24 protein-coding genes are annotated in these 20,785 nt (G+C 46.1%); 1 reads left to right on the top strand and 23 read right to left on the bottom strand.

Going from position 1 to position 20,785, the window contains the following annotated elements:
• Nucleotide 1: 1 nt before the first annotated feature.
• From aroC to mtrB, 10 genes are all read right to left on the bottom strand, one after another.
• Complete coding sequence (gene aroC, locus ACR8BL_RS27990) at nt 2-1,171, bottom strand: chorismate synthase (RefSeq protein ID WP_434750555.1); 1,170 nt, start codon at nt 1,169-1,171, stop codon at nt 2-4.
• A gap of 168 nt (nt 1,172-1,339) precedes the next feature.
• Nucleotides 1,340-2,131 (bottom strand): CheR family methyltransferase, encoded by a 792-nt coding sequence (locus ACR8BL_RS27985; RefSeq protein ID WP_434750554.1) that lies wholly within the window; start codon nt 2,129-2,131, stop codon nt 1,340-1,342.
• Between the two features lie 24 nt (nt 2,132-2,155).
• Complete coding sequence (gene ndk, locus ACR8BL_RS27980; RefSeq protein ID WP_434750553.1) at nt 2,156-2,599, bottom strand: nucleoside-diphosphate kinase; 444 nt, start codon at nt 2,597-2,599, stop codon at nt 2,156-2,158.
• A gap of 196 nt (nt 2,600-2,795) precedes the next feature.
• Nucleotides 2,796-3,770, bottom strand: a complete 975-nt coding sequence (locus tag ACR8BL_RS27975) for a polyprenyl synthetase family protein (protein WP_434750552.1) — start codon at nt 3,768-3,770, stop codon at nt 2,796-2,798.
• Between the two features lie 349 nt (nt 3,771-4,119).
• Nucleotides 4,120-4,740: a UbiX family flavin prenyltransferase gene (locus tag ACR8BL_RS27970; protein WP_434750551.1), complete on the bottom strand. Its 621-nt coding sequence runs from the start codon at nt 4,738-4,740 to the stop codon at nt 4,120-4,122.
• Nucleotides 4,740-5,606 carry a UbiA-like polyprenyltransferase gene (locus ACR8BL_RS27965; RefSeq protein WP_434750550.1) on the bottom strand — a complete coding sequence of 289 codons (867 nt, stop codon included), beginning with the start codon at nt 5,604-5,606 and terminating at the stop codon, nt 4,740-4,742. Before ACR8BL_RS27965 ends, ACR8BL_RS27970 begins: the two co-directional genes overlap by 1 nt.
• Nucleotides 5,599-6,327 (bottom strand): demethylmenaquinone methyltransferase, encoded by a 729-nt coding sequence (locus tag ACR8BL_RS27960; protein WP_434750549.1) that lies wholly within the window; start codon nt 6,325-6,327, stop codon nt 5,599-5,601. Before ACR8BL_RS27960 ends, ACR8BL_RS27965 begins: the two co-directional genes overlap by 8 nt.
• A 15-nt stretch (nt 6,328-6,342) precedes the next feature.
• Nucleotides 6,343-7,206 carry a heptaprenyl diphosphate synthase component 1 gene (locus ACR8BL_RS27955; protein WP_434750548.1) on the bottom strand — a complete coding sequence of 288 codons (864 nt, stop codon included), beginning with the start codon at nt 7,204-7,206 and terminating at the stop codon, nt 6,343-6,345.
• 101 nt (nt 7,207-7,307) lie between these two features.
• Complete coding sequence (locus ACR8BL_RS27950; protein WP_434750547.1) at nt 7,308-7,859, bottom strand: hypothetical protein; 552 nt, start codon at nt 7,857-7,859, stop codon at nt 7,308-7,310.
• A 178-nt stretch (nt 7,860-8,037) separates the two neighbouring features.
• Nucleotides 8,038-8,259 carry a trp RNA-binding attenuation protein MtrB gene (gene mtrB / locus ACR8BL_RS27945; protein WP_434750546.1) on the bottom strand — a complete coding sequence of 74 codons (222 nt, stop codon included), beginning with the start codon at nt 8,257-8,259 and terminating at the stop codon, nt 8,038-8,040.
• Nucleotides 8,260-8,412: 153 nt separating this feature from the next.
• Between mtrB and ACR8BL_RS27940 the strand changes: the two genes are divergently transcribed.
• Nucleotides 8,413-8,592: a hypothetical protein gene (locus tag ACR8BL_RS27940; RefSeq protein ID WP_434750545.1), complete on the top strand. Its 180-nt coding sequence runs from the start codon at nt 8,413-8,415 to the stop codon at nt 8,590-8,592.
• A 63-nt stretch (nt 8,593-8,655) separates the two neighbouring features.
• Here ACR8BL_RS27940 and ACR8BL_RS27935 read toward each other — a convergent pair whose 3' ends face one another.
• The 13 genes from ACR8BL_RS27935 to der all read right to left on the bottom strand — a co-directional run bounded on the left by ACR8BL_RS27935 (nt 8,656) and on the right by der (nt 20,683).
• Nucleotides 8,656-8,928, bottom strand: a complete 273-nt coding sequence (locus ACR8BL_RS27935) for an HU family DNA-binding protein (protein WP_090917341.1) — start codon at nt 8,926-8,928, stop codon at nt 8,656-8,658.
• A 214-nt stretch (nt 8,929-9,142) separates the two neighbouring features.
• Entirely contained in the window at nt 9,143-10,129 is a 987-nt protein-coding gene (locus ACR8BL_RS27930; protein WP_123066011.1) for an ABC transporter permease, read from the bottom strand.
• On the bottom strand, nt 10,126-11,643 hold the full coding sequence (locus ACR8BL_RS27925; RefSeq protein ID WP_434750544.1) for a sugar ABC transporter ATP-binding protein: 1,518 nt from the start codon (nt 11,641-11,643) through the stop codon (nt 10,126-10,128). Before ACR8BL_RS27925 ends, ACR8BL_RS27930 begins: the two co-directional genes overlap by 4 nt.
• 76 nt (nt 11,644-11,719) lie before the next feature.
• A complete protein-coding gene (locus ACR8BL_RS27920) occupies nt 11,720-12,817 on the bottom strand; it encodes a sugar ABC transporter substrate-binding protein (protein ID WP_434750543.1) in 1,098 nt (365 codons plus the stop codon).
• 219 nt (nt 12,818-13,036) lie between these two features.
• The gene (gene spoIVA, locus ACR8BL_RS27915) at nt 13,037-14,515 is read right to left on the bottom strand and encodes a stage IV sporulation protein A (RefSeq protein ID WP_110894339.1); all 1,479 of its coding nucleotides are present in this window, start codon (nt 14,513-14,515) and stop codon (nt 13,037-13,039) included.
• A 485-nt stretch (nt 14,516-15,000) separates the two neighbouring features.
• The gene (locus tag ACR8BL_RS27910; RefSeq protein ID WP_434750542.1) at nt 15,001-15,798 is read right to left on the bottom strand and encodes a hypothetical protein; all 798 of its coding nucleotides are present in this window, start codon (nt 15,796-15,798) and stop codon (nt 15,001-15,003) included.
• 79 nt (nt 15,799-15,877) lie between these two features.
• Nucleotides 15,878-16,231: a 2Fe-2S iron-sulfur cluster-binding protein gene (locus ACR8BL_RS27905; protein ID WP_434752951.1), complete on the bottom strand. Its 354-nt coding sequence runs from the start codon at nt 16,229-16,231 to the stop codon at nt 15,878-15,880.
• Nucleotides 16,231-16,866, bottom strand: coding sequence for a hypothetical protein (locus ACR8BL_RS27900; protein WP_434750541.1), 636 nt, complete (start codon nt 16,864-16,866; stop codon nt 16,231-16,233). Before ACR8BL_RS27900 ends, ACR8BL_RS27905 begins: the two co-directional genes overlap by 1 nt.
• 87 nt (nt 16,867-16,953) lie before the next feature.
• Nucleotides 16,954-17,133 (bottom strand): DUF2768 family protein, encoded by a 180-nt coding sequence (locus tag ACR8BL_RS27895; RefSeq protein WP_434750540.1) that lies wholly within the window; start codon nt 17,131-17,133, stop codon nt 16,954-16,956.
• Nucleotides 17,134-17,302: 169 nt separating this feature from the next.
• Nucleotides 17,303-17,578, bottom strand: coding sequence for a stage VI sporulation protein F (locus ACR8BL_RS27890; protein ID WP_434750539.1), 276 nt, complete (start codon nt 17,576-17,578; stop codon nt 17,303-17,305).
• A 114-nt stretch (nt 17,579-17,692) separates the two neighbouring features.
• Nucleotides 17,693-18,733 carry an NAD(P)H-dependent glycerol-3-phosphate dehydrogenase gene (locus ACR8BL_RS27885; RefSeq protein ID WP_434750538.1) on the bottom strand — a complete coding sequence of 347 codons (1,041 nt, stop codon included), beginning with the start codon at nt 18,731-18,733 and terminating at the stop codon, nt 17,693-17,695.
• Nucleotides 18,726-19,349, bottom strand: a complete 624-nt coding sequence (plsY, locus tag ACR8BL_RS27880; protein WP_434750537.1) for a glycerol-3-phosphate 1-O-acyltransferase PlsY — start codon at nt 19,347-19,349, stop codon at nt 18,726-18,728. Before plsY ends, ACR8BL_RS27885 begins: the two co-directional genes overlap by 8 nt.
• Nucleotides 19,350-19,360: 11 nt before the next feature.
• Nucleotides 19,361-20,683 carry a ribosome biogenesis GTPase Der gene (der, locus tag ACR8BL_RS27875; RefSeq protein WP_434750536.1) on the bottom strand — a complete coding sequence of 441 codons (1,323 nt, stop codon included), beginning with the start codon at nt 20,681-20,683 and terminating at the stop codon, nt 19,361-19,363.
• Nucleotides 20,684-20,785 lie beyond the last annotated feature (102 nt).

Here is a 20,785-nt window from a genome sequence, read left to right as displayed (position 1 = left end):
ATTAGTAACTCTCCAATTGTGCCTGGTAGCTGGCAACGTTCGCCCGAATCTCCTCCATGGAATCCCCGCCGAATTTCTCCAGGAATGCCTTGGCAACTTCCCAGGCAACAACATGTTCCATAACGACGCTAGCTGCTGGAACTGCACAAGCATCGGAACGTTCAACCTGAGCTGTAAAAGCTTCTTTTGTATCAATATCTACGCTTTGCAGCGGTTTATACAACGTAGGGATAGGTTTCATCACACCGCGTACCACAACCGGCATACCGTTTGTCATACCACCTTCAAATCCGCCAAGACGGTTCGTTGCACGGTGGTAACCGCGATCTTCCGTATGCAGAATCTCATCATGTACCTGTGATCCGCGAATTGTACCAGCCTCGAATCCGATGCCAATCTCCACACCTTTGAACGCATTGATGGACATGACCCCTTGAGCGATACGAGCATCCAGTTTGCGATCATATTGTACATGGCTTCCCAGACCAATAGGAACACCTTCTACGATACATTCCACAATTCCACCGATCGAATCACCTTCCTGCTTGATCTGATCAATGTACGCTTCCATCTTCTTCTCTGTCTCGGCATCCGTTACACGAACAGAGGAAGCCTCAGTCACCGCGATCAGTTCATCAATCGGAAGCTCCTGGTATGGTGCTTCAATCTCGCCGATGCGGATAACACGTCCCGCCACTTTAATGCCGAACTCAGCCAAGAACTGACGTGCAATTGCACCGCATGCCACACGTACGGTTGTCTCACGCGCACTGGAACGTTCCAGGACGTTACGCAAGTCTTTGAGATTATACTTCAAACCACCGTTCAGATCGGCATGTCCAGGACGTGGACGGTGTACACGACGTTTCTCTTCATCGCTGCCTTCAATCGGCTCAATGTTCATAATATTCTGCCAATGCTTCCAGTCATTATTTTGAACAACTAGCGCTACAGGAGCACCTGTCGTATATCCATGACGAATTCCGCCAACAAAATTAGCTTGGTCTTTCTCAATCTGCATCCGACGTCCACGGCCATAGCCTTTCTGGCGACGATGAAGCTGGAAGTTCAATTCTTCAAAATCAATATTCAAATTACTTGGCAGTCCTTCAATAATGGCTGTCAATTGGGGTCCGTGCGTTTCCCCTGCGGTTAAATAACGTAAACTCATAATACGTTCCCCCTTTAAACTGTTAAACTTCACATTGCTAAAATCCCATAATTTCTTTGCTTATTATAGTATAGCTGACCAGCTTTGACAAGAAAGCAGGTCTTTCTTATGCAAACAACCGCCTGAGCACATCTTCATGCACCTCAGGCGGTTGATCTTTATGCTGATTTATTTTTTCCGATAGAAAAACGTCTCTGCCGTCTCCAATCCGTATTGTCCCGGAGAGAAAATCTGTTCGGTACTGCCTACAAACAACATCCCGCCTGGACGCAGACTTGCTGCGAATTTGTGATACAAGAGGTTTTTCGCTTCCTCTGTAAAATAAATCATAACATTCCGGCAAACGATCAGATCGTATCCATCATCAAAACGGTCAACCAGCAAGTTTTGTTTCTTAAAGTTGATCGAACTTTTTAATTTTTCATCAATACGATACATTAAGCCATCTTGCTTAAAGTATCGACTCGCCGTCTCAGGAGGTACATCCTTCAGGGATCGTTCCATATATCGGCCTTCCTTAGCCTTGGCCAGTGCCCCTTCATCCAGGTCACTTGCTGTAATGGAACTTTCTTTCAAAATGCCCATTGTATCCAAAATCATTGCAAGAGTGTATGGCTCCTCACCAGTTGAACAAGCAGCACTCCATACCTTGACCTTGCGTTTGGAACCCAAGAGCTCAGGCAGAATCTCATCACGTAGCACTTCCCAGCGATTCGGATTGCGCCAAAATTCCGACACGTTAATGGTCATGCGATCAAGAAACTCGTAAAATAACGTCTTGTCCTTCTGCATCGCATCGAAAAAGATAGAAAATGTATTAAACCCGTTTTTGTTACGCAATGTGGTCAGCCTTCTTTTCATCTGGCCTTCCTTGTATTGAGCAAGATCAATGCCTGTGCTCTCTTTAATTTTACGAATGAATCCGGCATAATCCGGGTCTAGTTGTTCTTGCTCCAGCATCGTATATCACCCTTTGGCTAATAATTACAACCAGGCTGCGATGCTCTTCTCATAACTTACCAGCTCGTCGGGACTAAAGAAATTGGCAGCTTCACGAGTTGCACTTTCCGGTGAATCAGCACCGTGAATGAGATTATGTGGTGTATGGCTAGCGAAGTCTCCACGGATTGTACCTGGAGCCGCTTCCTTCACATTCGTTTTGCCAATGACAATACGTGCAAGTGTCACAATATCGTCGCCTTCCCACACCATCGCAAACACCGGCCCAGATGTGATAAAACGAACCAGATCATCAAAGAACGGCTTGCCTTCATGTTCAGCATAATGGCGCTTAGCCTGTTCTTCTGACATCTGAACCAATTTCCCTGCCACCAGTTTAAATCCTTTGTCTTCCAGACGACTGATAATACGGCCGATCAAACCACGCTGCACACCATCCGGTTTCACCATCAAAAATGTACGATCCATTGCCAGTTCACTCCTCACTCACGGTTCAAAGTTAATCACTATGTAAACGCAATCTCTTTGATTGTAACATACAAGTCCAAATCCTCCCAATGAGGAATTTCACATTCGTATTTCACAGGTTAGTTAAAAGTTGTGAGCCGGGCCTGAAAGCAACTTTTTCCACTCAGCGGAGTTTTGAGCATCAAATTACACACGATTAATGTGTCCGTTTGACTACAAAATGAGCAATGTCTCGCAGATTTTTAGTTGTCTTGATGTTGGGCAGCTGATCGAGAGCATCGAGCGCTTTCTTCATATATCGGTCAGCAAGGGCTTCCGCTTTAGCAATTCCTTGACTTTGGCGAATCATTCCAATCGCATCCGATGCACTTGCACGTCCTTCTTCATGATGAACACGCGAAATTTCCTTGAGCAGCGGCTCTCGCAGATGATCTTCTCTAAGCGCATACAGTACAGGAAGCGTAATGTTTCCTTGTTTCATATCACTCCCTGGAGGCTTACCAAGTTGCTTCTCCGTGCCTACCAAATCCAAGACATCATCCTGAATCTGAAAAGCCATACCCACATTATATCCATAAGTATACAGCAAGGATGAAATGTGCTCAGGTGCACGAGTAGCGAGTGCTCCGAGTTGGCAGCTCACTGCAATCAAGAGCGCGGTTTTGCGACGAATGCGTAGCAGATAGTTACGCACACTCTGTCCTGTATTAAAAAAGTCTCGAATCTGCTCCATCTCGCCGATCGACATCTGTACCATAGCTTTGGCAAGGATACGGTGAATAGCTGGATCGGATAGTCCAGCCGTCATCTCCAATGCCTTGCCATAAATATAGTCCCCTGTGTACATCGCAATGCGATTGTCCCATTTTGACTTGACGGTAGGTTTGCCCCGACGAGTCTCCGCATTATCAATGACGTCATCATGAACGAGGGATGCAGAATGAATAAGTTCGAGTGGAACGGCTACGAGCTTCAAACGCTCAATATCATATGTACCATACTTGCCGCCTAAGAGTACAAAAACTGGCCGCAGTCGTTTCCCACCTGCTTTGAGAAGGTGAAGAGAAGTTTCACTTAGCAGTTTCTGTTCACCTTGAACACTGCGATACAATTCTTTTTCAACGTGATCCATGTCCTTTTTTAACAATCCGAAAATGTCCAGTAGTTTCATTCGTTCACCCGTATCAGCGTATTGTCAGTCCAAAAATCCATGCTTACCTTCCCCTCCAGCAAGCCCGAGCCTGTAGGCAAAAACGTTCGCCTTAGGCTTGCCGCTCCTGCTTGTGTTCTTCTACAGCGCACACCATGAAGTTTACCTTCGAATGCCAACGCCGACATTCGGGATTAAACGCTGCGACTAGTTCTGAATCAAAAGCACAGAAGTTGCCGGAGCATGGGTCAAGACTGTGGGCAAATTCACCTTGCCATCAGCACTCACCGACACCCCGGGAGTCAGGGGACAATGTCCAGAAAGCGCATATTTCTGATCCTGTTATCCAGAAAAGCGCTATTAGGCAACATTATCCCCGTTCATCCGGTTCTCCCCATCTTGTAAACAGTTGATGCGGGATACGCAAGCTATCCAGCACTTTACCCACCAAAAACAGAATCAAGTCTTCCATACTCTGAGGTTTGTAATAAAAAGCAGGCATCGCCGGTATCATTCGCACACCAAGACGTGAAAGCTTCAACATGTTTTCCAGATGAATGGCATGAAGAGGCGTCTCACGTGGTACAAGAATTAACGTCCTGCCCTCTTTCATCATCACATCCGCTGCACGTGACATCAGATTATCTGATGAGCCGCTTGCAATGGATGAGAGAGTGCCCATGGAGCAAGGCATGATAATCATGCCTTCAGCCAAATATGATCCACTCGCGATCGAGGCACCTATATCACTTACGGGATGATAGATTAACGAACCGCCGCGAGAACCAAATTTTTCTTGAAGCAAGTTCTCCCGGTTTGTCACATCCCAATCCATTTCTTCTTTCAATACACGCCAACCAGCATTAGAAATAACCAAATGAACGGTATACTCCAAATCCAGCAGCGTTTCAATTAATCGGATGCCATATATGCTGCCACTCGCTCCGGTAATTCCGACAACAAGTCGTTTATTCTCCGGTTGATGCATCATTACTTCACCGCCAGATCAATGAATGTAAACGTAAATACAACCAGACTCAGCACACTATTCATAGTGAAAAATGCCGTCTGTACACGACTCATATCATTAGGGGATACAATATAATGCTCGTAGAGCAGAATGCCATACGTAATCAACATCCCTGCACCATACCACCAGCTCAGATCAGTCATTAACAATAACGCAAGAAAACCAATCGCCGTGAGGACATGAAAAAACTTTGCAATTTGCAATGATTTAACAAGTCCGAACCGGGACGGAATCGAATGAAGTCCTTCTCCCTGATCAAACTCCAGATCCTGGCATGCATAGATAATATCAAAACCTGCAGTCCAGAATACAATCGTAACGTACAGGACAATCGCTGTCCAATCCATTGTGCCCGTTACCGCCACCCAACCTCCGAGAGGAGCAAGACCAATCGTCATACCAAGTACGACGTGACACAACCAGGTGAAACGTTTGGTGTATGAATAAAGCACCAGCATGAAGACCGCGATCGGTAACAGCTGCATAGATAATACATTAAGATTGGATGAGGCCCAGAATAATAAGATAAACGATACGATGACGAAAATGATAACCTCGCCATTCTTCAGTAAACCTGCTGGAATAGCTCTCATCGCCGTACGCGGATTTTTAGCGTCAATCGCCTGGTCAATGATCCTGTTCAGACCAAATGCGGCACTGCGCGCACCAACCATGGCAAGTAACACCCACATAATCTGCATCCAGCTTGGGAAGGTGTTATTGACAACCATCGATCCCAAAATGGCGCCCATAAATGCAAAAGGTAAAGCAAAAAGCGTATGTTCAATCTTGATCATTTCTAAAAAAATGCGAATTTTCCTAAACATTCTGATTCTCCTTGGTTCCAATATGCAGTGCCGCAATACCTCCGGTCAGAGGATAGGCCTGCACCTGCTGCAATCCAGTTTCAACAAAAATGTCCGCCAGTTCCTTTCTTCCCGGGAAAAGCGCCAGAGAGTCCGGCAGCCATTTATACTGTTCATAACGTTTGGCAAACAATTTAGCCATATTAGGCAACATATGCTCAAAATAAAAATAATAAATCCCTTTAAACGGTTGCCATGTCGGTTTGGACAATTCCAGACAAACCACCATACCGCCAGGTTTCACAACACGTTTCATTTCAGATAGAACTTGTCTTAGATCCGGCACATTACGTAATCCGAAACCAATCGTCACATAGTCAAATGTATTGTCTTCAAAAGGCAATGACATTGCATTTCCCTGAACAAGCGTAATCTGCTTCGAAAGGTTCACAGCATCTATTTTGGTCTGGCCTACTTCCAGCATGTTGCTGCTGAAATCCAGCCCGTGCATGTGCCCCGTTTCACTTGCCTCTGCCATAGCGAGCGTCCAGTCACATGTACCGCAGCACAGATCAAGTCCAGTATCGCCTTTGGACATATTCATTTTCTTCATTGTGAATTTGCGCCAAGCCTTATGCCTGCGGAAACTCAGAATATCATTCATGACATCGTACTTGCCGGCTATACTCTGAAAAACCGAATGGACAAATTCTTCTTTTGGTTTGGTCTCTCCGCTACCCATTCGTCTCTCTCCCCCTCAATCTTCCCTAACTGCCGCATGTGAAGGCTGCACATAGGACAGGTAAGGTTCAAGAATAGCATCAATCTCCTGTAGGCCTTGAAGCTCTGCTTCATCTTGTAACAAAAGCTGAATGCGGTGTGTGCTCTCGCGAAGCTTGTCCAGAAGCACTTCGCTTACGCTGTATTTCAGCACCAAAGCACTCCATATACGCGGTTCAATCTGCATTTGACGCAAATGACTACGTTCCTCGTCATTACTGTTCTCATACATATGCCAGAACGCATAGCTATGAAGCATCTGCTGCTCATCACGCATTCGATTCATCTCATGTGCAATCGTTTCACAAGTGCTGAATTCCATCAACAAGCTGTTCCATAACGACTTATCCTCGTCACGCATCATGTCTGTAAATGAAAGAAACAGCTGCATTCTCAGCTGTACCGTTTCACGCAAATATTCATCAGCAGAAACGAGGAGCTTTTTCATCCGTTCATACAGCGTCATCTTACGTGCGTTCACTTCGGAAACAGCACCACTAAGCTTGCCGATCATCTCAATTTTGCCTGCGTGAGCAAGCAACTGATAGAAACGACTACTCAGATAATCTCCAGCGAGAACATTTAACTGACGTGAACGCATCTCCTGTTCTCCCCGATCGCCGGATATCGTATCGATTCGATCATGAGTATCCATAGCCAACTGAACGAGCGAGGTCGCCAGAGCGAACAGTTCCTGATGCCCCTTCTCGTCTGTACGGCCCACAAATACCTGTAACAGACGCGCCCGGCTATCCGGAAATGACGGGATTTCCGTATGTTGTCGAATCATGTCGTAATCCGTATATTTCTTTGCTAGTTGGGGTACGCGATATGAATTCATTCTCATCCTCCGAGGCTTTGCTTTGTCAAACCATTTCTGCACTACAATCTTATATATTATAGCATATGTTTATCGGACACGCACTGAATCCTGCTATTTGATTACCCCTGACTTGTCATTTCGAACTGCTTCTTCCACAGCTCCGTCTGCATCAGATGAAACCAGTCCTTCAACTCGTCTGAGAAAGTGGTGCTTTTCCAGGTGCGAAGCGTATCAATAGCATACATCGGCCATTCCCCACGCCGAATGTCCGCAGCAAGAAGCAAGTGACGGTTATGCAACCATTCATCCTCAGCCATGACTCGAAGCAGTACCTGCTCAATATTGTCCACACTGCGAAAACTGAGATCAGCAACAGCTGCCATATTTTCATATATTTCAGTATAGCTGATGTCCTTTCCTTTTACTTTGAGGTCAAGTGTCAAAATGGACTGCTTCCATTCCACTCTAGCGATTGGCGTCGACATATGAAGAGAACTTAACACGTCAACCAGATTATCATTCGTCAACTGGACTGCTTGATGAGAAGCCGTTACCGGCTCCGCTCGATCCCCGCCCCATGTACGTGTGTGCAAGCTCTGAAAAACCACCAGCAAAACGACTGCCGCAATCGTTGACAGCAAGGATGCCGTCACAATCATTCCCGGTTTCATATGCGCCTCCCTGCCTCTACCTGTTAGTGTAGTCTGTCCGGTAAAGGCTCATACCTCATTGTACAATCAAAAAAAGCAGGCTATGCCTGCAATTTTATCTGATCCGCCCATGCTGTCACTATACCTAGTCAAACTCTTTCAACTTTAATCTAATTCAATACTTCGTTTATCCTCTGGGCTAATCTGATTCGATCTCTCCATGCTTCGTAATCAGCGTAGCTTTTCCCCGAATTTTAATGGCTGAAGTGTGTGTAGTAAATTGGGCAATCATCACTTCGCCTTTGTCCAGTTTCTCCGTATGATGAAAACGCGTGTCCTGTCCGCGGGTCAAACCAATCACCTGAACACCGTTTTCTTCAGCTTTAATTACGATATAGTCATTGCCCGTAGAGTGATCCATCGCGCACGTCCCCTTTTCTAATTTCATAGCGTTAATGATGATCAAGATTGTTCCATTTGTCAACCAGTGTCTCGGAGGGAATGTACCGCAAGAAACCGTAGTTCCCGGGTCATACTATAACGGTAACGGAACAGCTAGGAAAGGAGAGTTTTTATGAAATACACCCCTGCTGTGCTCACAAAAGAGCATGTCCATCAGTTACAGGAGATTGAGCATCAGCTGTCTGCCGTTACCGGCAAAGAATTGATTTTAATCGCTTACAGCGAGCATCCGGAACTTTCGGAAGAAAGTGGAGAAACAGAGCAGCAGAATGAGAAAATCCCCCGTTTATAGGCAAAAGAAAAGGCCGTGAACAAGTCACGGTCTTTTTGTTGACATATGGAATATGTAGAAATCTTATTTAATTCCGTCTTTGAGCGCTTTACCTGGTTTGAACGCAGGAATTTTGCTCGCAGGAATTTCGATTTCTTCACCTGTTTGCGGGTTGCGTCCTTTACGTGCAGAGCGCTCGCGAACTTCGAAGTTCCCAAAACCAACCAATTGCACTTTATCTCCGTTTTGAAGAGCCTCAGAGATTGCTTCGAATACGGCATCAACCGCTTTCGTTACATCCTTTTTGGACAATTCAGTAGCCTCGGATACGTGTGTAATCAAGTCTGATTTGTTCATTTGTTTTTCACCTCCTGAATCAATGTCCTGAATGTTATACTGTGTTTCCGTTTTATAAGGAAATATACGTTCATCCGCAAAAAACGTTGAGCATTTTGTGCAATGAATATGTATTCCATCTGCGGCTCACAGTCATTTCCGGCAATTGTCGCCAGAAAACATTGGTGTTTCTGACGCCGAACAAATTTTATACTAATACAGACAGCTCACAATTTCAAGTGCGGCTACGGTTTAACACATAAAATGTGACTGCCAAAGCCAGCACAAGTACCCCGCCTTTGACAATATCATGTGTAAAATACTGAACGTTCATCATCGTCAAACCATTAACCAATACGCCGATCAGAACCGAACCAATGAAGGTACCAATGACGTTTGGTTTACCCGCACCAAAGACGGAGAAACCAACAAATACAGCCGCTACGGATTCCATTAACAATGGAGATCCGGCATCAATCTGTCCTGATCCAACTTTGGACGCATAGATGATACCACCAATAGCTGCAAATATCCCGGCTGCTACATAAGCAAGTGTACGTACCTTTTTCACCTTGATTCCTGAGAGCCGAGCCGCTTCTTCATTCCCGCCTGTAATATACATTTGCCGCCCATATTTGGTGTAGGTTAAAAAGATATGGACACCAATCACAGCAATAAGCAGCAGAATAACGGAGATCGGCATTCCCAGCCATTTACCTTGTCCAATCAGCAGAAACGTCGGATCCATCTCACCGGCAGCTTTGCTTCCATCCGGGAACTGCATGTGGTTATAGATGGTATACCCTTGAGCATACGTTTTGTGAATTCCACCGATGATGTACATTGTTGCAAGAGTTGCCAGCAGATCTGGGATACGTAATTTAACGATAAGCAGTGCGTTCAGCAAACCAATAACAGCCCCGATCACGAGCGGTACAATAATAACAACAGCGAGGGGCTGCTGATACCAGATCATTAACGATGCTGTAACCACAGTTGTCAGAGAGACCGTTGCTCCCACGGAGAGATCAAATCCATCTACAATGAGAGATAATGTTACACCAATCGCCACGAACGTTACGATCGAGATCGAACCCAAAATGTCCGTCAAATTGCTGTAGGTAAAGAAATAAGGCAATTTGATTCCGAAAAAGGCAATAACCCCTATGATAACAATGATTGCTCCGTACCGGAACGCAAAATCCAGTGATTTATCCTTCATGCTTCCACCTCTTGTCCACCGCTTGCATAGTATAGCAGCTGTTCTTGATTTGTCTCGCCACGCTTGAATTCTTTTACGATAACCCCTTCACACATGACCGCAATTCGGTCTCCGATGCCCATCCCTTCGTCCAGTTCACAGGTGAAATAGATGACCGCCTTTCCCGCAAGTGCCAGTTCATTGATGATGCGGAAAATGTCACTTTTCGCCCCGATATCTACACCTTTGGTTGGTTCATCCAAAATAAATACATCGGCATCGGTATGCAGCCACTTGCCAATCGCTACCTTTTGCTGATTACCGCCGCTTAAATACTTCACTTCCTGTTTCACGGATGAAGTCTTGATGCCCAGCCGTTCTACAAGTGAATCTGCATGCTGACGCTCACGTTTTCGGTTAACAAATCCAAAAGTGCTAAGTCGGGAAAGCAAAGGGAGGCTCAGATTACGTTCCACATTCTCCTGAATGAGAATGCCCTGTTTACGCCGTTCCTCTGGTACGGAAACAATGCCCAGAGCGGCAGCATCTGCAGGTTGGGAGAGACGAATATTACGTCCTTGAAGCTGAATTTCTCCTGCCTCCAGCGGGTCTGCACCAATCAGCAGACGAGAGCATTCCGTTTTGCCTGCACCTACAAGCCCCACCACAGCAAGCACTTCACCCCGATGAACCTCAAGATCCACATCTCTCACCTTCACTCCACGCCGAAGACCGCGAGCTTGCAGCAGCAGATCACCCACTGGTGCCTCTGTTTTTGGAAACTCCTCCTCGAACGGTTTGCCCAGCATTTGCGTAACCAGTTCATTCATCGTTAATCCACTTGTTTCACCTGTAAATACATGGCGCCCGTCCCTCATGATCGTAACCCGGTCACAGTGGCTTGTTACTTCAGCAAGTCGATGAGTAATAAAAATGCAGGCCGTTCCGCGATCCTTCAGCAGATGTACAATGCGAAAAAAAGCATCCGTCTCCTCTTGACTCAGGGGAGCTGTGGGTTCGTCAAAAATAATGACTTTGGCATCCTGAATCAGGATTCGAGCGAGCAGAATCATCTGTTTCTCTGCCAGCGTCAGCTCGGCCACCTTACGGTGAATCGATATGTTGTCAGCACCTAATTGCTTCAGAGCTTCCTCGGCACGCTGCTGCAGTGCTTTTGGACTTTTCCACCATCCTCCGGCAGATGAAGCTAACTGATCCAGCATAATGTTCTCGGCTGCAGTCAGCTGCGGTACAAGTGCGGCATCCACTTCCTGATATACACAGTGAATCCCACTAGCCTTGGCATCTCTTGGAGAACCGAGGTCGAGCTTGTACCCATTCAGACGAATCGTGCCCTGATCCAGTTGATATGCACCCGACAGTATTTTCATTAATGTACTTTTGCCAGCTCCGTTAGCTCCCAGAAGGGCATGGATCTCCCCACCTTTTACTGAAAAATGTACGTCCTTTAGCGCCGGTATGCCAGAAAACTGCTTATGGATATGCTCCATATCCAGGGATATCGGATCCTTCATAATGTTGCCTCCAATCAGCTGTATTGCCTGTTATCGCCTGAAAAAAGCGCGCCGTCAGGCGCGCTTTTAGCGCTGCTTACTTCGCAGTGATTCCGTATTCGCTCATCCAGTCCTTGATGCCTTGTGTACTGCCTCCCCAGCCTTTTACAAACTCAGACAACTCTGACGTGGAGATTTGTTTGTCAGGTAAAGCTTCGCGTTGTACATACACCGGATTAAGGACAACCGCATCTTCGGTTTGGTCTCCATGCAATTTCTGGTAAGCATAACGTACTTGCACACGTCCAATGTCAGTTGGATCGACAGCGGCTGAAGCAACCCAAGGATTTTTCGGATCCTGAATCATTTGCAAATCCTCGTCACTCATGTCAATTCCGTATACTTTGATCTCATCACGTCCTGCTTGTTGAATAGCTCGCGCTGCACCTTTCGCAAATTCGTCCCAGGCCGCCCAAACGGCTGTAATTTCACCTTTTGGATATTGTTTTAGAATCGCTTCCATTTTCGCTTGCGTATCCAGCGCCGGGTTCTGTGCAGAACCAAATGTGGCAATCTCTTTGATCTCCGGATTAGCTTTCAAGAATGCTCCATAGGCTATTTGACGACGTTCCATTGGAGCAAAACCGGCTACCCATACTTTCACAATATTGCCCTTGCCGTTGATATCTTTTTTCATCTGCTCCAGTGTCAGTTCGGCCATCTTCTGGTCGTCTTGTGACAACACCGTAGCTCCCGGCACGCTGATCGCTGCATCGAATACAACAACTGGAATGTTCTGCTCAACCGCTTTTTTCACCCCTGGCTCCAGAAGGGAATCACCGTGGTCTGTCAGAATGACATCAAATTTCTGGTTAATTGCACTATCGAGCAAGGATACCATTTTCGCTTTATCGTTATCTGCAACAAAGGTAGTCAATTCACCGCCAAATTTGGCAATCTCCTCTTTTACACCTTGTACATACTGCTGTGAGAAAGTCCCTGTGTTAAATTCCATAATCAACGCAACCCGTTTACCGCTCAAAGGACCCGTAACGGCTTCCGTCTTCGGTGTCTCACCTGCTGAACCTGATGCAGTAGGTGCCGCTGGTTCTTTTTTAATTCCGCAGGCCGACAGCGCCAGTGTGAATACCAGTAATACGCTTAGCCATACCCATTTTGAACTTGTTTTCTTCATCTCATTCTCCCCCTGTATCACTCGCTGTGACTTCAATCACAATAGTTGAATATTAATATAACGGCTAATCCCTAGTATGTAAATAGGTTTTAGCGATTTAAAGCTGAAACTTACTGCATTTTTCAAAAATAATCTTGATATACATCCATTTCATCCATATTCAAGAAATAAACCCAAAGAAAAAGACCATGAGATCATGCCTCACGGTCTTTTGAAAGATTACAGTATGATGGCGATCAAACCGCCTGATCCTTCGTTAATAATCCGTCCCAATGTTTCTTGCAATTTATATCTCGCATTGTCCGGCATCATCGCAATTTTACCCTGGATGCCTTCACGCACAATGGAGTGTAATGAACGGCCAAACATATCTGAATCCCATACCTTGATTGGATCGTTCTCGAAGTCCTGCATCAGGTATCTCACCAGTTCCTCGCTCTGTTTCTCCGTACCGATAATCGGTGCAAACTCCGACTCCACATCGACACGAATCATGTGTATCGACGGTGCCGTTGCTTTCAGGCGAACACCAAATTTCGTGCCCTGACGAATCAGTTCCGGTTCATCCAGTGCCATCTCGGCAAGTGAAGGAGCAGCGATACCATACCCCGTTGTTTTGACCATCTCCAGCGCCTCTGCGAAGCGGTCATACTCTCTCTTCGCATGGGAGAATTCCTGCATTAATTGTAGCAGATGATCCTTGCCCCTTATTTCGATACCGACAACTTCTACGAGAATCTGATCATACAGTTCATCCGGTGCATAGAGATCAATCTCGGCTACACCTTGCCCCATATTCATGCCACTCAGACCTGCACGGTCAATAAATTCATACTCCATGAATTGTGACACTACACGGTCCACGTCACGCAGCCTGCGAATATCTTTTACAGTATCCCGCACCGAGTTCTCATAGTTGCTACGAAGCCAGTGTGTATCATTCAATACCATAACCCAGCTCGGCAGGTTTACATTCACTTCATGTACAGGGAACTCATACAATACTTCGCGTAGTACACCTGTGACATCATCTTCTGTCATGGTAGCAGCACTGAGCGTCATCACCGGAATATCATACTTGGCTGCCAGTTCGCTCCGAAGCTGCAATGCTTCTTCACTGCGAGGCCGGGTGGAGTTGATAATCAGCACAAACGGTTTGCCGACTTCTTTCAGCTCCGCAATGACTCGCTCTTCCGATTCTACATAGGAACTGCGGGCAATCTCGGCAATCGTTCCGTCTGTTGTAACCACCACGCCAAGTGTAGAGTGTTCCTGTATGACTTTTCGTGTACCAATCTCAGCTGCTTCCTGGAATGGAATCGGCTCCTCGAACCAAGGCGTAGAGATCATACGTGGACCATTCTCATCCTCGTACCCTTTCGCGCCTTCCACCGCGTAACCCACACAATCCACTAACCGAACATTGACATCCAGGCCTTCAGCCACTTTGATCTGGACTGCATTATTCGGTACGAATTTAGGCTCGGTTGTCATGATTGTTTTGCCTGCTGCACTCTGTGGAAGTTCATCCACTGCACGGGCACGATCAGCCTCACTTGCGATGTTAGGCAATACGATCGTTTCCATGAATCGTTTAATAAATGTTGATTTCCCCGTCCGGACTGCGCCGACAACCCCGAGATAAATATCCCCTCCGGTCCGCTCAGCTATGTCCTTAAAAATGTCCACTTTCTCCAATGAAATCCCCTCCTTAAATTACTCCGAAGGAAAAATGCTAAAGAGCATCCGCTTCGTTTTTTCAATCAGAAGACTGAAATCCCTGCAACGGTAGAGCCGCCTTTGTGAGTGCCCGGAAGTTGTCCGCCGCCGAACGTTGCATTCTGATGAAACCGGCGAGAGCGGCGTTAACTCGTACATGCAATTGGACTAGTATCATCTTATGTATCCGTATGCGGCAATATGACGTGTTTTTTTGTTTTTTTATCTCATGATGGTGACATGAAGAGCATCCTCCGATCCCGGACTGCGCGTCTTTATTTCAATCTACTGTATGAGCAAAATCCTCTGTTTATGACAATTCTTATCTTGAATCCTCTTCTTCCTGCATAAAAAAAGAGACACCCACGAACAGCGGCATCTCTCATTGGACTTCTATAATAGAAAAGGATTGCTCTAGATTGATGTTTGTTCTTTACTTACATTCCTTCGTTTACTTACATGCTTTAGTCTCGAACTACCTGTGCAACGGGTGTGTTATCCTTTAGCATATAAGGGACGGATTTAACAGGTACAAAAAACGATTGTGAAAGCAAATAATTACGCAAATCCCCTACATTCTGGTCTTCCTTAGCATCAGATGAGCCATCTGTTTTTTCCAATGCCTGCATAATATCAAAAGCATAGTCCACATAGACCGTACCCTGTGCATCCATCATAAAAGGCAGCTCCTGACCCGAATAAACACTTTTCAAAGTAATCGAAGGCGAACCTGCCTGTGCTGCCAGTTTCATGTCCACCACATGGAATCCCGGATACAGTTCTTCGCCCGCAGGCATCTTCTGATTATGTACGGATTTGTACTGATTCACCATACGTTGCACGTCATTAACTTTCTGTACCGTCTGCAGATCCATCACTTTCACCGTGGGCTTCACTTCTTCATTTTGCACTAAAAAGTAAGCGCTACCACCACTCTCAAAGGCCGTTCCCGGTATTTCATCGAGATAACCTCGCTGCTTTAATTTAGGCAGGTCTACTCTGAATTTCTCATACTTCGGTGTATCTGCGTCCGCGTTCAGAATCGGCAGAATACCTTCGTCCTTTTGAAACGCTTCAATTGCGCTCTGAATTCGGTTCACACTTTCGCGATAAGCTGTTTTGGGCTCTGTATTGCTCTGAGCCGGATATAAGCACCCACTCAAAGTAAACATGAGCAACAGAAGTAAAGAAAGACACTGCATCTGCTGCTGCAACCTCAGAGGCAGCCTTCCTCTATTGGGTCTTCTCTTCTCTTTAATCATTCGCACCCTCCTGGAATAACTCAAAGTATAGAATCGAGGTTGTTTTATTGTTCAGGACATTATAGAAAATCTTCAGACGTTATAGAAACCAGTCCTCATCTTGCTGCTGCCGTTCAAGCTGTTTCCGTATAGCCGCTTTCAGTGGGTCTTCCGGGATATGCACCGACAGTTGTCCACACACTTTAGCCTGACACGAAAGTCTTGTTCCATCCTCAAGCAACAGTCCCAGCTTCCGCTTCTCAGCATCCGTAGGTGGAAGCAGCGCATGCAGCTCGTCCTGCCCCACCTTCACCTTACACATCAGACATGCTGCTTTGCCATCACACCGGGTTGATATTTGAACACCTGCCCTGCGTGCGGCCTGTAAAATAGTTGTTCCCGATTGGACTTTAATCGATTTGTTCATCGGTAAAAATGTAATAACCTCTTGCATCATTGTTCCTCCCTCGCTTCTTCCGACCAAGTAAACCCAACCAGTTCTTCAACTTCTGCTCTAAAGCGGGATGTCCATATATTATGTTGACTTAAGGCCATCATTGCAGGTTGATGAGCTTCCGGCTCTTGACGAATTCGCAATGAGATTGGCACATACCGATCTTCACGTCCACGGAGCAGATTAAATAACAACTCATGCGCAAGCGGCATCAGCCGCAAGGGGTACGTATCCACCTGAGCTTCAGACGCATAGAGAGCAAGTACATGTTCGATCTGGGTACGATACCAGCTTCCACGTGCCCATACTTCAAAGCCGCCTACCAATTCCAGTGAACATGCTCCTACTTGATAATGACTCAGCAGCGAAGCATATGGCCCTGTTTTGTCTACTCCAGGCTCGTCCAGACTATTCCCCGGAGCACAGACATGCAGACTCTTGGCTGCAGCAATATCTGCATACACATCAATATCTCTAGGTGCTTGTTGCAATTCCACCCCTTGAAGCAGCAAACCGCAACTACCTCCCAATAACCAGGTATGAGGCTGACTATTCCAGGCTTTTGCCGTATCCAGCAAAGCCTTGTGTAATTCCGGATAACGCGCAGTCCAACCCTCCGTCTCATGCGGTTCCATAGGTACGCACTCCTCCCATCCGTCTTTTCATTGTGTCCGTTCTTATGATGCGCTTATGCGGATGTTCTCTCTCTCCCCTAAGGAAATCTAAGTCAGAGAAGCTATTCCACCAAAAAAACCGATGAGCATAATTAAAAAAGCAATGATCGAAAGAATGCCCCGCACGAAACCTCTTGTTTTGGCACGAGCAAATGTAATCAAAAATACAGATAATCCCATTATGAGGACGGCAACCAAAGACAGCCACATCTTGTCCATAGCGTTCATAACCCAGCAGTCTCCCCTTCAACCCGATATTCATCACGAAATTGTGACAATTGCAATTATTATAACATGAAATCGGGTGTATTTTTCCAATAAAAAGACAAAAAAGCAAGCCAGCATGTGCTGGCTAACTTTCGTTATACTCGATCCCTGTGTGAGCAGGTACGATCTATTATTTTTTCATCATCATCTTCATCAACGATTCCATATTGTTTGGATTCAGTCCGCTCTTCTTGACTGCATTCACAATATCCTGAACCGTATCCTCAGATACCGGTATTTTCGCCATAGCGGATACTTGTTTGATCAACTGGCGCAACTGAGCCTCATTCTGCATCGTTGTTGGTTTCACCGTGCTTGCCAGCTTTTTGACGGCTCCTTCAGTGATCGTTTTGCCTGTTTTTTTGTTGATGGCTTTCAGCGCTTCTTTCGAAATGTTGTTACCCATTCGTCTCCCCTCCTCCGGCAATACTCATGTGTATCATATGAGCCTGCTGCGGAAAAGGTGATAAGCTGCATCATTTAAAAACTAGGCTTTTGAAACGATATTAAAATGCTCAACTCAAGAATGCCATTGCTCCCAAGTTTCCAGCTTCATAACTTCCATCTCCGTTTTTGGGTCACGTCCCATCAAAGCTTCAACAGCATCACGCGGCTGCCGATTCTGGAACAACACATGATATAATTGATCCGCAATCGGCATCTGAACACCATATTTCTGTGATATAAAATAGGCGGCCTGTGTTGTTCGAATCCCTTCGACAACCATGCCCATAGACTGAAGTACATCATCCAGCTTCTGTCCTTGTCCCAGCATCGAACCCGCTCTCCAGTTCCGGCTATGCTGACTTGTAGCTGTTACAACCAAATCACCAATTCCCGCTAGTCCAGAAAACGTTAATGGATTCGCTCCCATCTCTACACCAATACGTGTAATCTCGGCGAGCCCGCGGGTTAACAGTGCTGCCTTCGCATTATCCCCAAACTGAAGGCCATCAGACATGCCTGCCCCAAGCGCGATGATATTTTTGAAGGCTCCCGCAAGTTCAACACCGAGCATATCCCGGTTCGTGTACACGCGAAAATAGGCATTCATAAATAATCCCTGAACTGCCTCAGCAGATGATTTATCCAGTGAAGCCACAACAACGGTTGTTGGACAGCGCTTCACCACTTCCTCCGCATGACTTGGCCCAGACAATACGACGATACGCCCTTCTTCACATTCAAGTTCTTCGGAGATGACACTAGACATCCGTTTCAGACTTTCCGTCTCAAAACCCTTGGTTGCATGAATGATCAGCATGTCAGGTTTATAAAATGGTTTAAATTGATGTGTAACCGCACGCATCGCAGACGAAGGCGCAACAATTAACACAGCTGTCGCACCTGCAACCGCAGCTTCCATATCACTGGTCGCTCGAATGCGAGGAGACAGCTCTGCACCAGGAAGATATCGTGCATTCGAATGCTGTATATTTATTTCAGCTGCCTGTTCTTCACTACGTGTCCACATTACCACATCTAGCTCGTTTGCAGCGAGTACACTGGCCAAAGCAGTTCCCCAGCTACCTGCAACCAGTACAGCAACTTTTTTAGACAACGCGCTTCCCCCCTCCAGGGTTCTTCGATCCCAGTTTATTTTCCTGTCCTTTGGCGAGCTTCGCAATGTTTGTACGATGTCTCCAGAATGCAAACAGACAAATAATCAGACTGCCCCAGAAGATACTCATGGAGTACCCCGGCAGGATCAAGATGAAAACAGGAGTCAATGCTACAAAAATTAAAGAGCCGAGCGAAACATAACGTGTCAGAACGATGGACAGAATGGCAATGACACCGGCACAGATCGCAGGCAGAAAAGCTAAGCTTGCCAATACACCAATCGCGGTAGCAATGCCTTTACCTCCACGAAAATGGAAATAAAGCGGCCAATTATGACCTGCTATGGCAGCGATACCGCTGAATGCAGCAATCCAAGGAGACCCTCCACTTAACCATATGCCAATCCATACTGCAGCAATACCTTTGATTACATCAAGCAAAAGAACTGCAATAGCTGGCCCTTTACCCAGAATACGTAACGTATTCGTTGCCCCGGCATTGCCGCTCCCATGTTGACGTATATCAATCCCCCGTATTGCTTTTGCAAGAAGAACACTAAAGCTGATCGAACCAAGCAGATAACTCAGTATGATCGCTGCGATTGATAAAATCACAAACTTCTCCCCTAACCTTCGTCGGACTTCCTCCGAGTAAATATGCGAATTGGTGTACCTTCGAAATCAAACGCTGCCCGGATTTTATTCTCCAGATAACGCTCATACGAGAAGTGCATCAACTCAGGGTCATTCACAAAGATAACCATAGTCGGCGGTTTAACCGCTACCTGAGTCACATAGTTGATTCTCATTCTCCGCCCTTTGTCGGTTGGCGGTGGATTAATCGCAACAGCATCCGATACAACATCGTTAAGCAGATGTGTCTGAACGCGCAGAGTATGCTGTTCTGCTACTCGTTGTACCACAGGCAGCAATTTTTGTAAGCGTTGTTTTGTCAATGCTGACAAAAAGACAATTGGAGCGTACGTCATAAAGAGGAAGTGATCCCGAATCTTCGTCTCAAATTCCTTCATCGTTTTATCCGTTTTCTCCACGACATCCCATTTGTTCACCACAAACATGGAGGCTTTACCCGCTTCATACGCATAACCCGCGATATGCTTGTCCTGCTCAATGATACCTTCTTCACCGTTAATGACAATCAGAACTACATCGGCACGTTCAATAGCACGCATCGCACGCATCACGCTGTATTTTTCTGTCGTTTCATATACTTTACCGCGCTTCCGCATACCCGCTGTATCAATCAGCACATAGCGTTGCCCGTCTTTTTCGAAAGGAGTGTCAATTGCATCACGGGTTGTCCCGGCTACATCACTGACAATAACACGTTCCTCGCCCAGAATTGCATTCACCAGTGAGGACTTGCCCACATTAGGTCGTCCAATCAGAGCAACACGAATTACATCCTCATCGTATGTCTCTTCCTCAAGCTCAGGTAATTTCTCCACAATCGCGTCAAGCAAATCACCGACACCTGTACCGTGACTACCAGATACCCCGATCGGATCGCCAAAACCGAAGCCGTAAAACTCATAAATGAGCTCACTACGTCCAATATTATCCACTTTATTTACAGCTACAACGATGGGTTTGCCAGAACGGTATAACATCTCTGCAACCTCTTCGTCAGCCTGCGTAATGCCAGCTTTGGCATCACACATAAATACAATAACATCCGCTTCTTCAATCGCAAGTTCTGCCTGCATGCGGATGGATTTCATTATGACGTCTTCGCCATCAATTTCGATACCACCAGTATCAATAATACTGAATGCCTTTCCGTTCCATTCACCGATTCCATAAATCCGGTCACGCGTAATGCCCGGCTTGTCTTCCACAATGGCCAGTCTGTCGCCAATAATCCGATTAAAAATGGTGGATTTACCCACGTTCGGTCGGCCGACAATTGCCACAACTGGTCTTGCCATACATCCCACTCCTCCTGTCCATACTTACGTTACTCATCATAGCAAAAAAGATATGTCTTGGCTAACGTTTCGTAACGAATTTCTCGCAATAACAACAATCGG

This window comes from Paenibacillus amylolyticus, assembly GCF_051136285.1.
Taxonomy (GTDB): Bacteria; Bacillota; Bacilli; order Paenibacillales; family Paenibacillaceae; genus Paenibacillus; species Paenibacillus amylolyticus_F.
Note: the sequence above shows the minus strand (reverse complement) of the source record. Positions and strands in the feature narration are given on the sequence as shown.

Coding starts and splice junctions, on each gene's coding strand:
- aroC (WP_434750555.1), bottom strand. CDS start 1,171: ATGAGTTTACGTTATTTAACCGCAGGGGAAACGCACGGACCCCAATTG.
- ACR8BL_RS27985 (WP_434750554.1), bottom strand. CDS start 2,131: ATGCTGGAGCAAGAACAACTAGACCCGGATTATGCCGGATTCATTCGT.
- ndk (WP_434750553.1), bottom strand. CDS start 2,599: ATGGATCGTACATTTTTGATGGTGAAACCGGATGGTGTGCAGCGTGGT.
- ACR8BL_RS27975 (WP_434750552.1), bottom strand. CDS start 3,770: ATGAAACTACTGGACATTTTCGGATTGTTAAAAAAGGACATGGATCAC.
- ACR8BL_RS27970 (WP_434750551.1), bottom strand. CDS start 4,740: ATGATGCATCAACCGGAGAATAAACGACTTGTTGTCGGAATTACCGGA.
- ACR8BL_RS27965 (WP_434750550.1), bottom strand. CDS start 5,606: ATGTTTAGGAAAATTCGCATTTTTTTAGAAATGATCAAGATTGAACAT.
- ACR8BL_RS27960 (WP_434750549.1), bottom strand. CDS start 6,327: ATGGGTAGCGGAGAGACCAAACCAAAAGAAGAATTTGTCCATTCGGTT.
- ACR8BL_RS27955 (WP_434750548.1), bottom strand. CDS start 7,206: ATGAATTCATATCGCGTACCCCAACTAGCAAAGAAATATACGGATTAC.
- ACR8BL_RS27950 (WP_434750547.1), bottom strand. CDS start 7,859: ATGAAACCGGGAATGATTGTGACGGCATCCTTGCTGTCAACGATTGCG.
- mtrB (WP_434750546.1), bottom strand. CDS start 8,259: ATGGATCACTCTACGGGCAATGACTATATCGTAATTAAAGCTGAAGAA.
- ACR8BL_RS27940 (WP_434750545.1), top strand. CDS start 8,413: ATGAAATACACCCCTGCTGTGCTCACAAAAGAGCATGTCCATCAGTTA.
- ACR8BL_RS27935 (WP_090917341.1), bottom strand. CDS start 8,928: ATGAACAAATCAGACTTGATTACACACGTATCCGAGGCTACTGAATTG.
- ACR8BL_RS27930 (WP_123066011.1), bottom strand. CDS start 10,129: ATGAAGGATAAATCACTGGATTTTGCGTTCCGGTACGGAGCAATCATT.
- ACR8BL_RS27925 (WP_434750544.1), bottom strand. CDS start 11,643: ATGAAGGATCCGATATCCCTGGATATGGAGCATATCCATAAGCAGTTT.
- ACR8BL_RS27920 (WP_434750543.1), bottom strand. CDS start 12,817: ATGAAGAAAACAAGTTCAAAATGGGTATGGCTAAGCGTATTACTGGTA.
- ACR8BL_RS27910 (WP_434750542.1), bottom strand. CDS start 15,798: ATGATTAAAGAGAAGAGAAGACCCAATAGAGGAAGGCTGCCTCTGAGG.
- ACR8BL_RS27905 (WP_434752951.1), bottom strand. CDS start 16,231: ATGCAAGAGGTTATTACATTTTTACCGATGAACAAATCGATTAAAGTC.
- ACR8BL_RS27900 (WP_434750541.1), bottom strand. CDS start 16,866: ATGGAACCGCATGAGACGGAGGGTTGGACTGCGCGTTATCCGGAATTA.
- ACR8BL_RS27895 (WP_434750540.1), bottom strand. CDS start 17,133: ATGAACGCTATGGACAAGATGTGGCTGTCTTTGGTTGCCGTCCTCATA.
- ACR8BL_RS27890 (WP_434750539.1), bottom strand. CDS start 17,578: ATGGGTAACAACATTTCGAAAGAAGCGCTGAAAGCCATCAACAAAAAA.
- der (WP_434750536.1), bottom strand. CDS start 20,683: ATGGCAAGACCAGTTGTGGCAATTGTCGGCCGACCGAACGTGGGTAAA.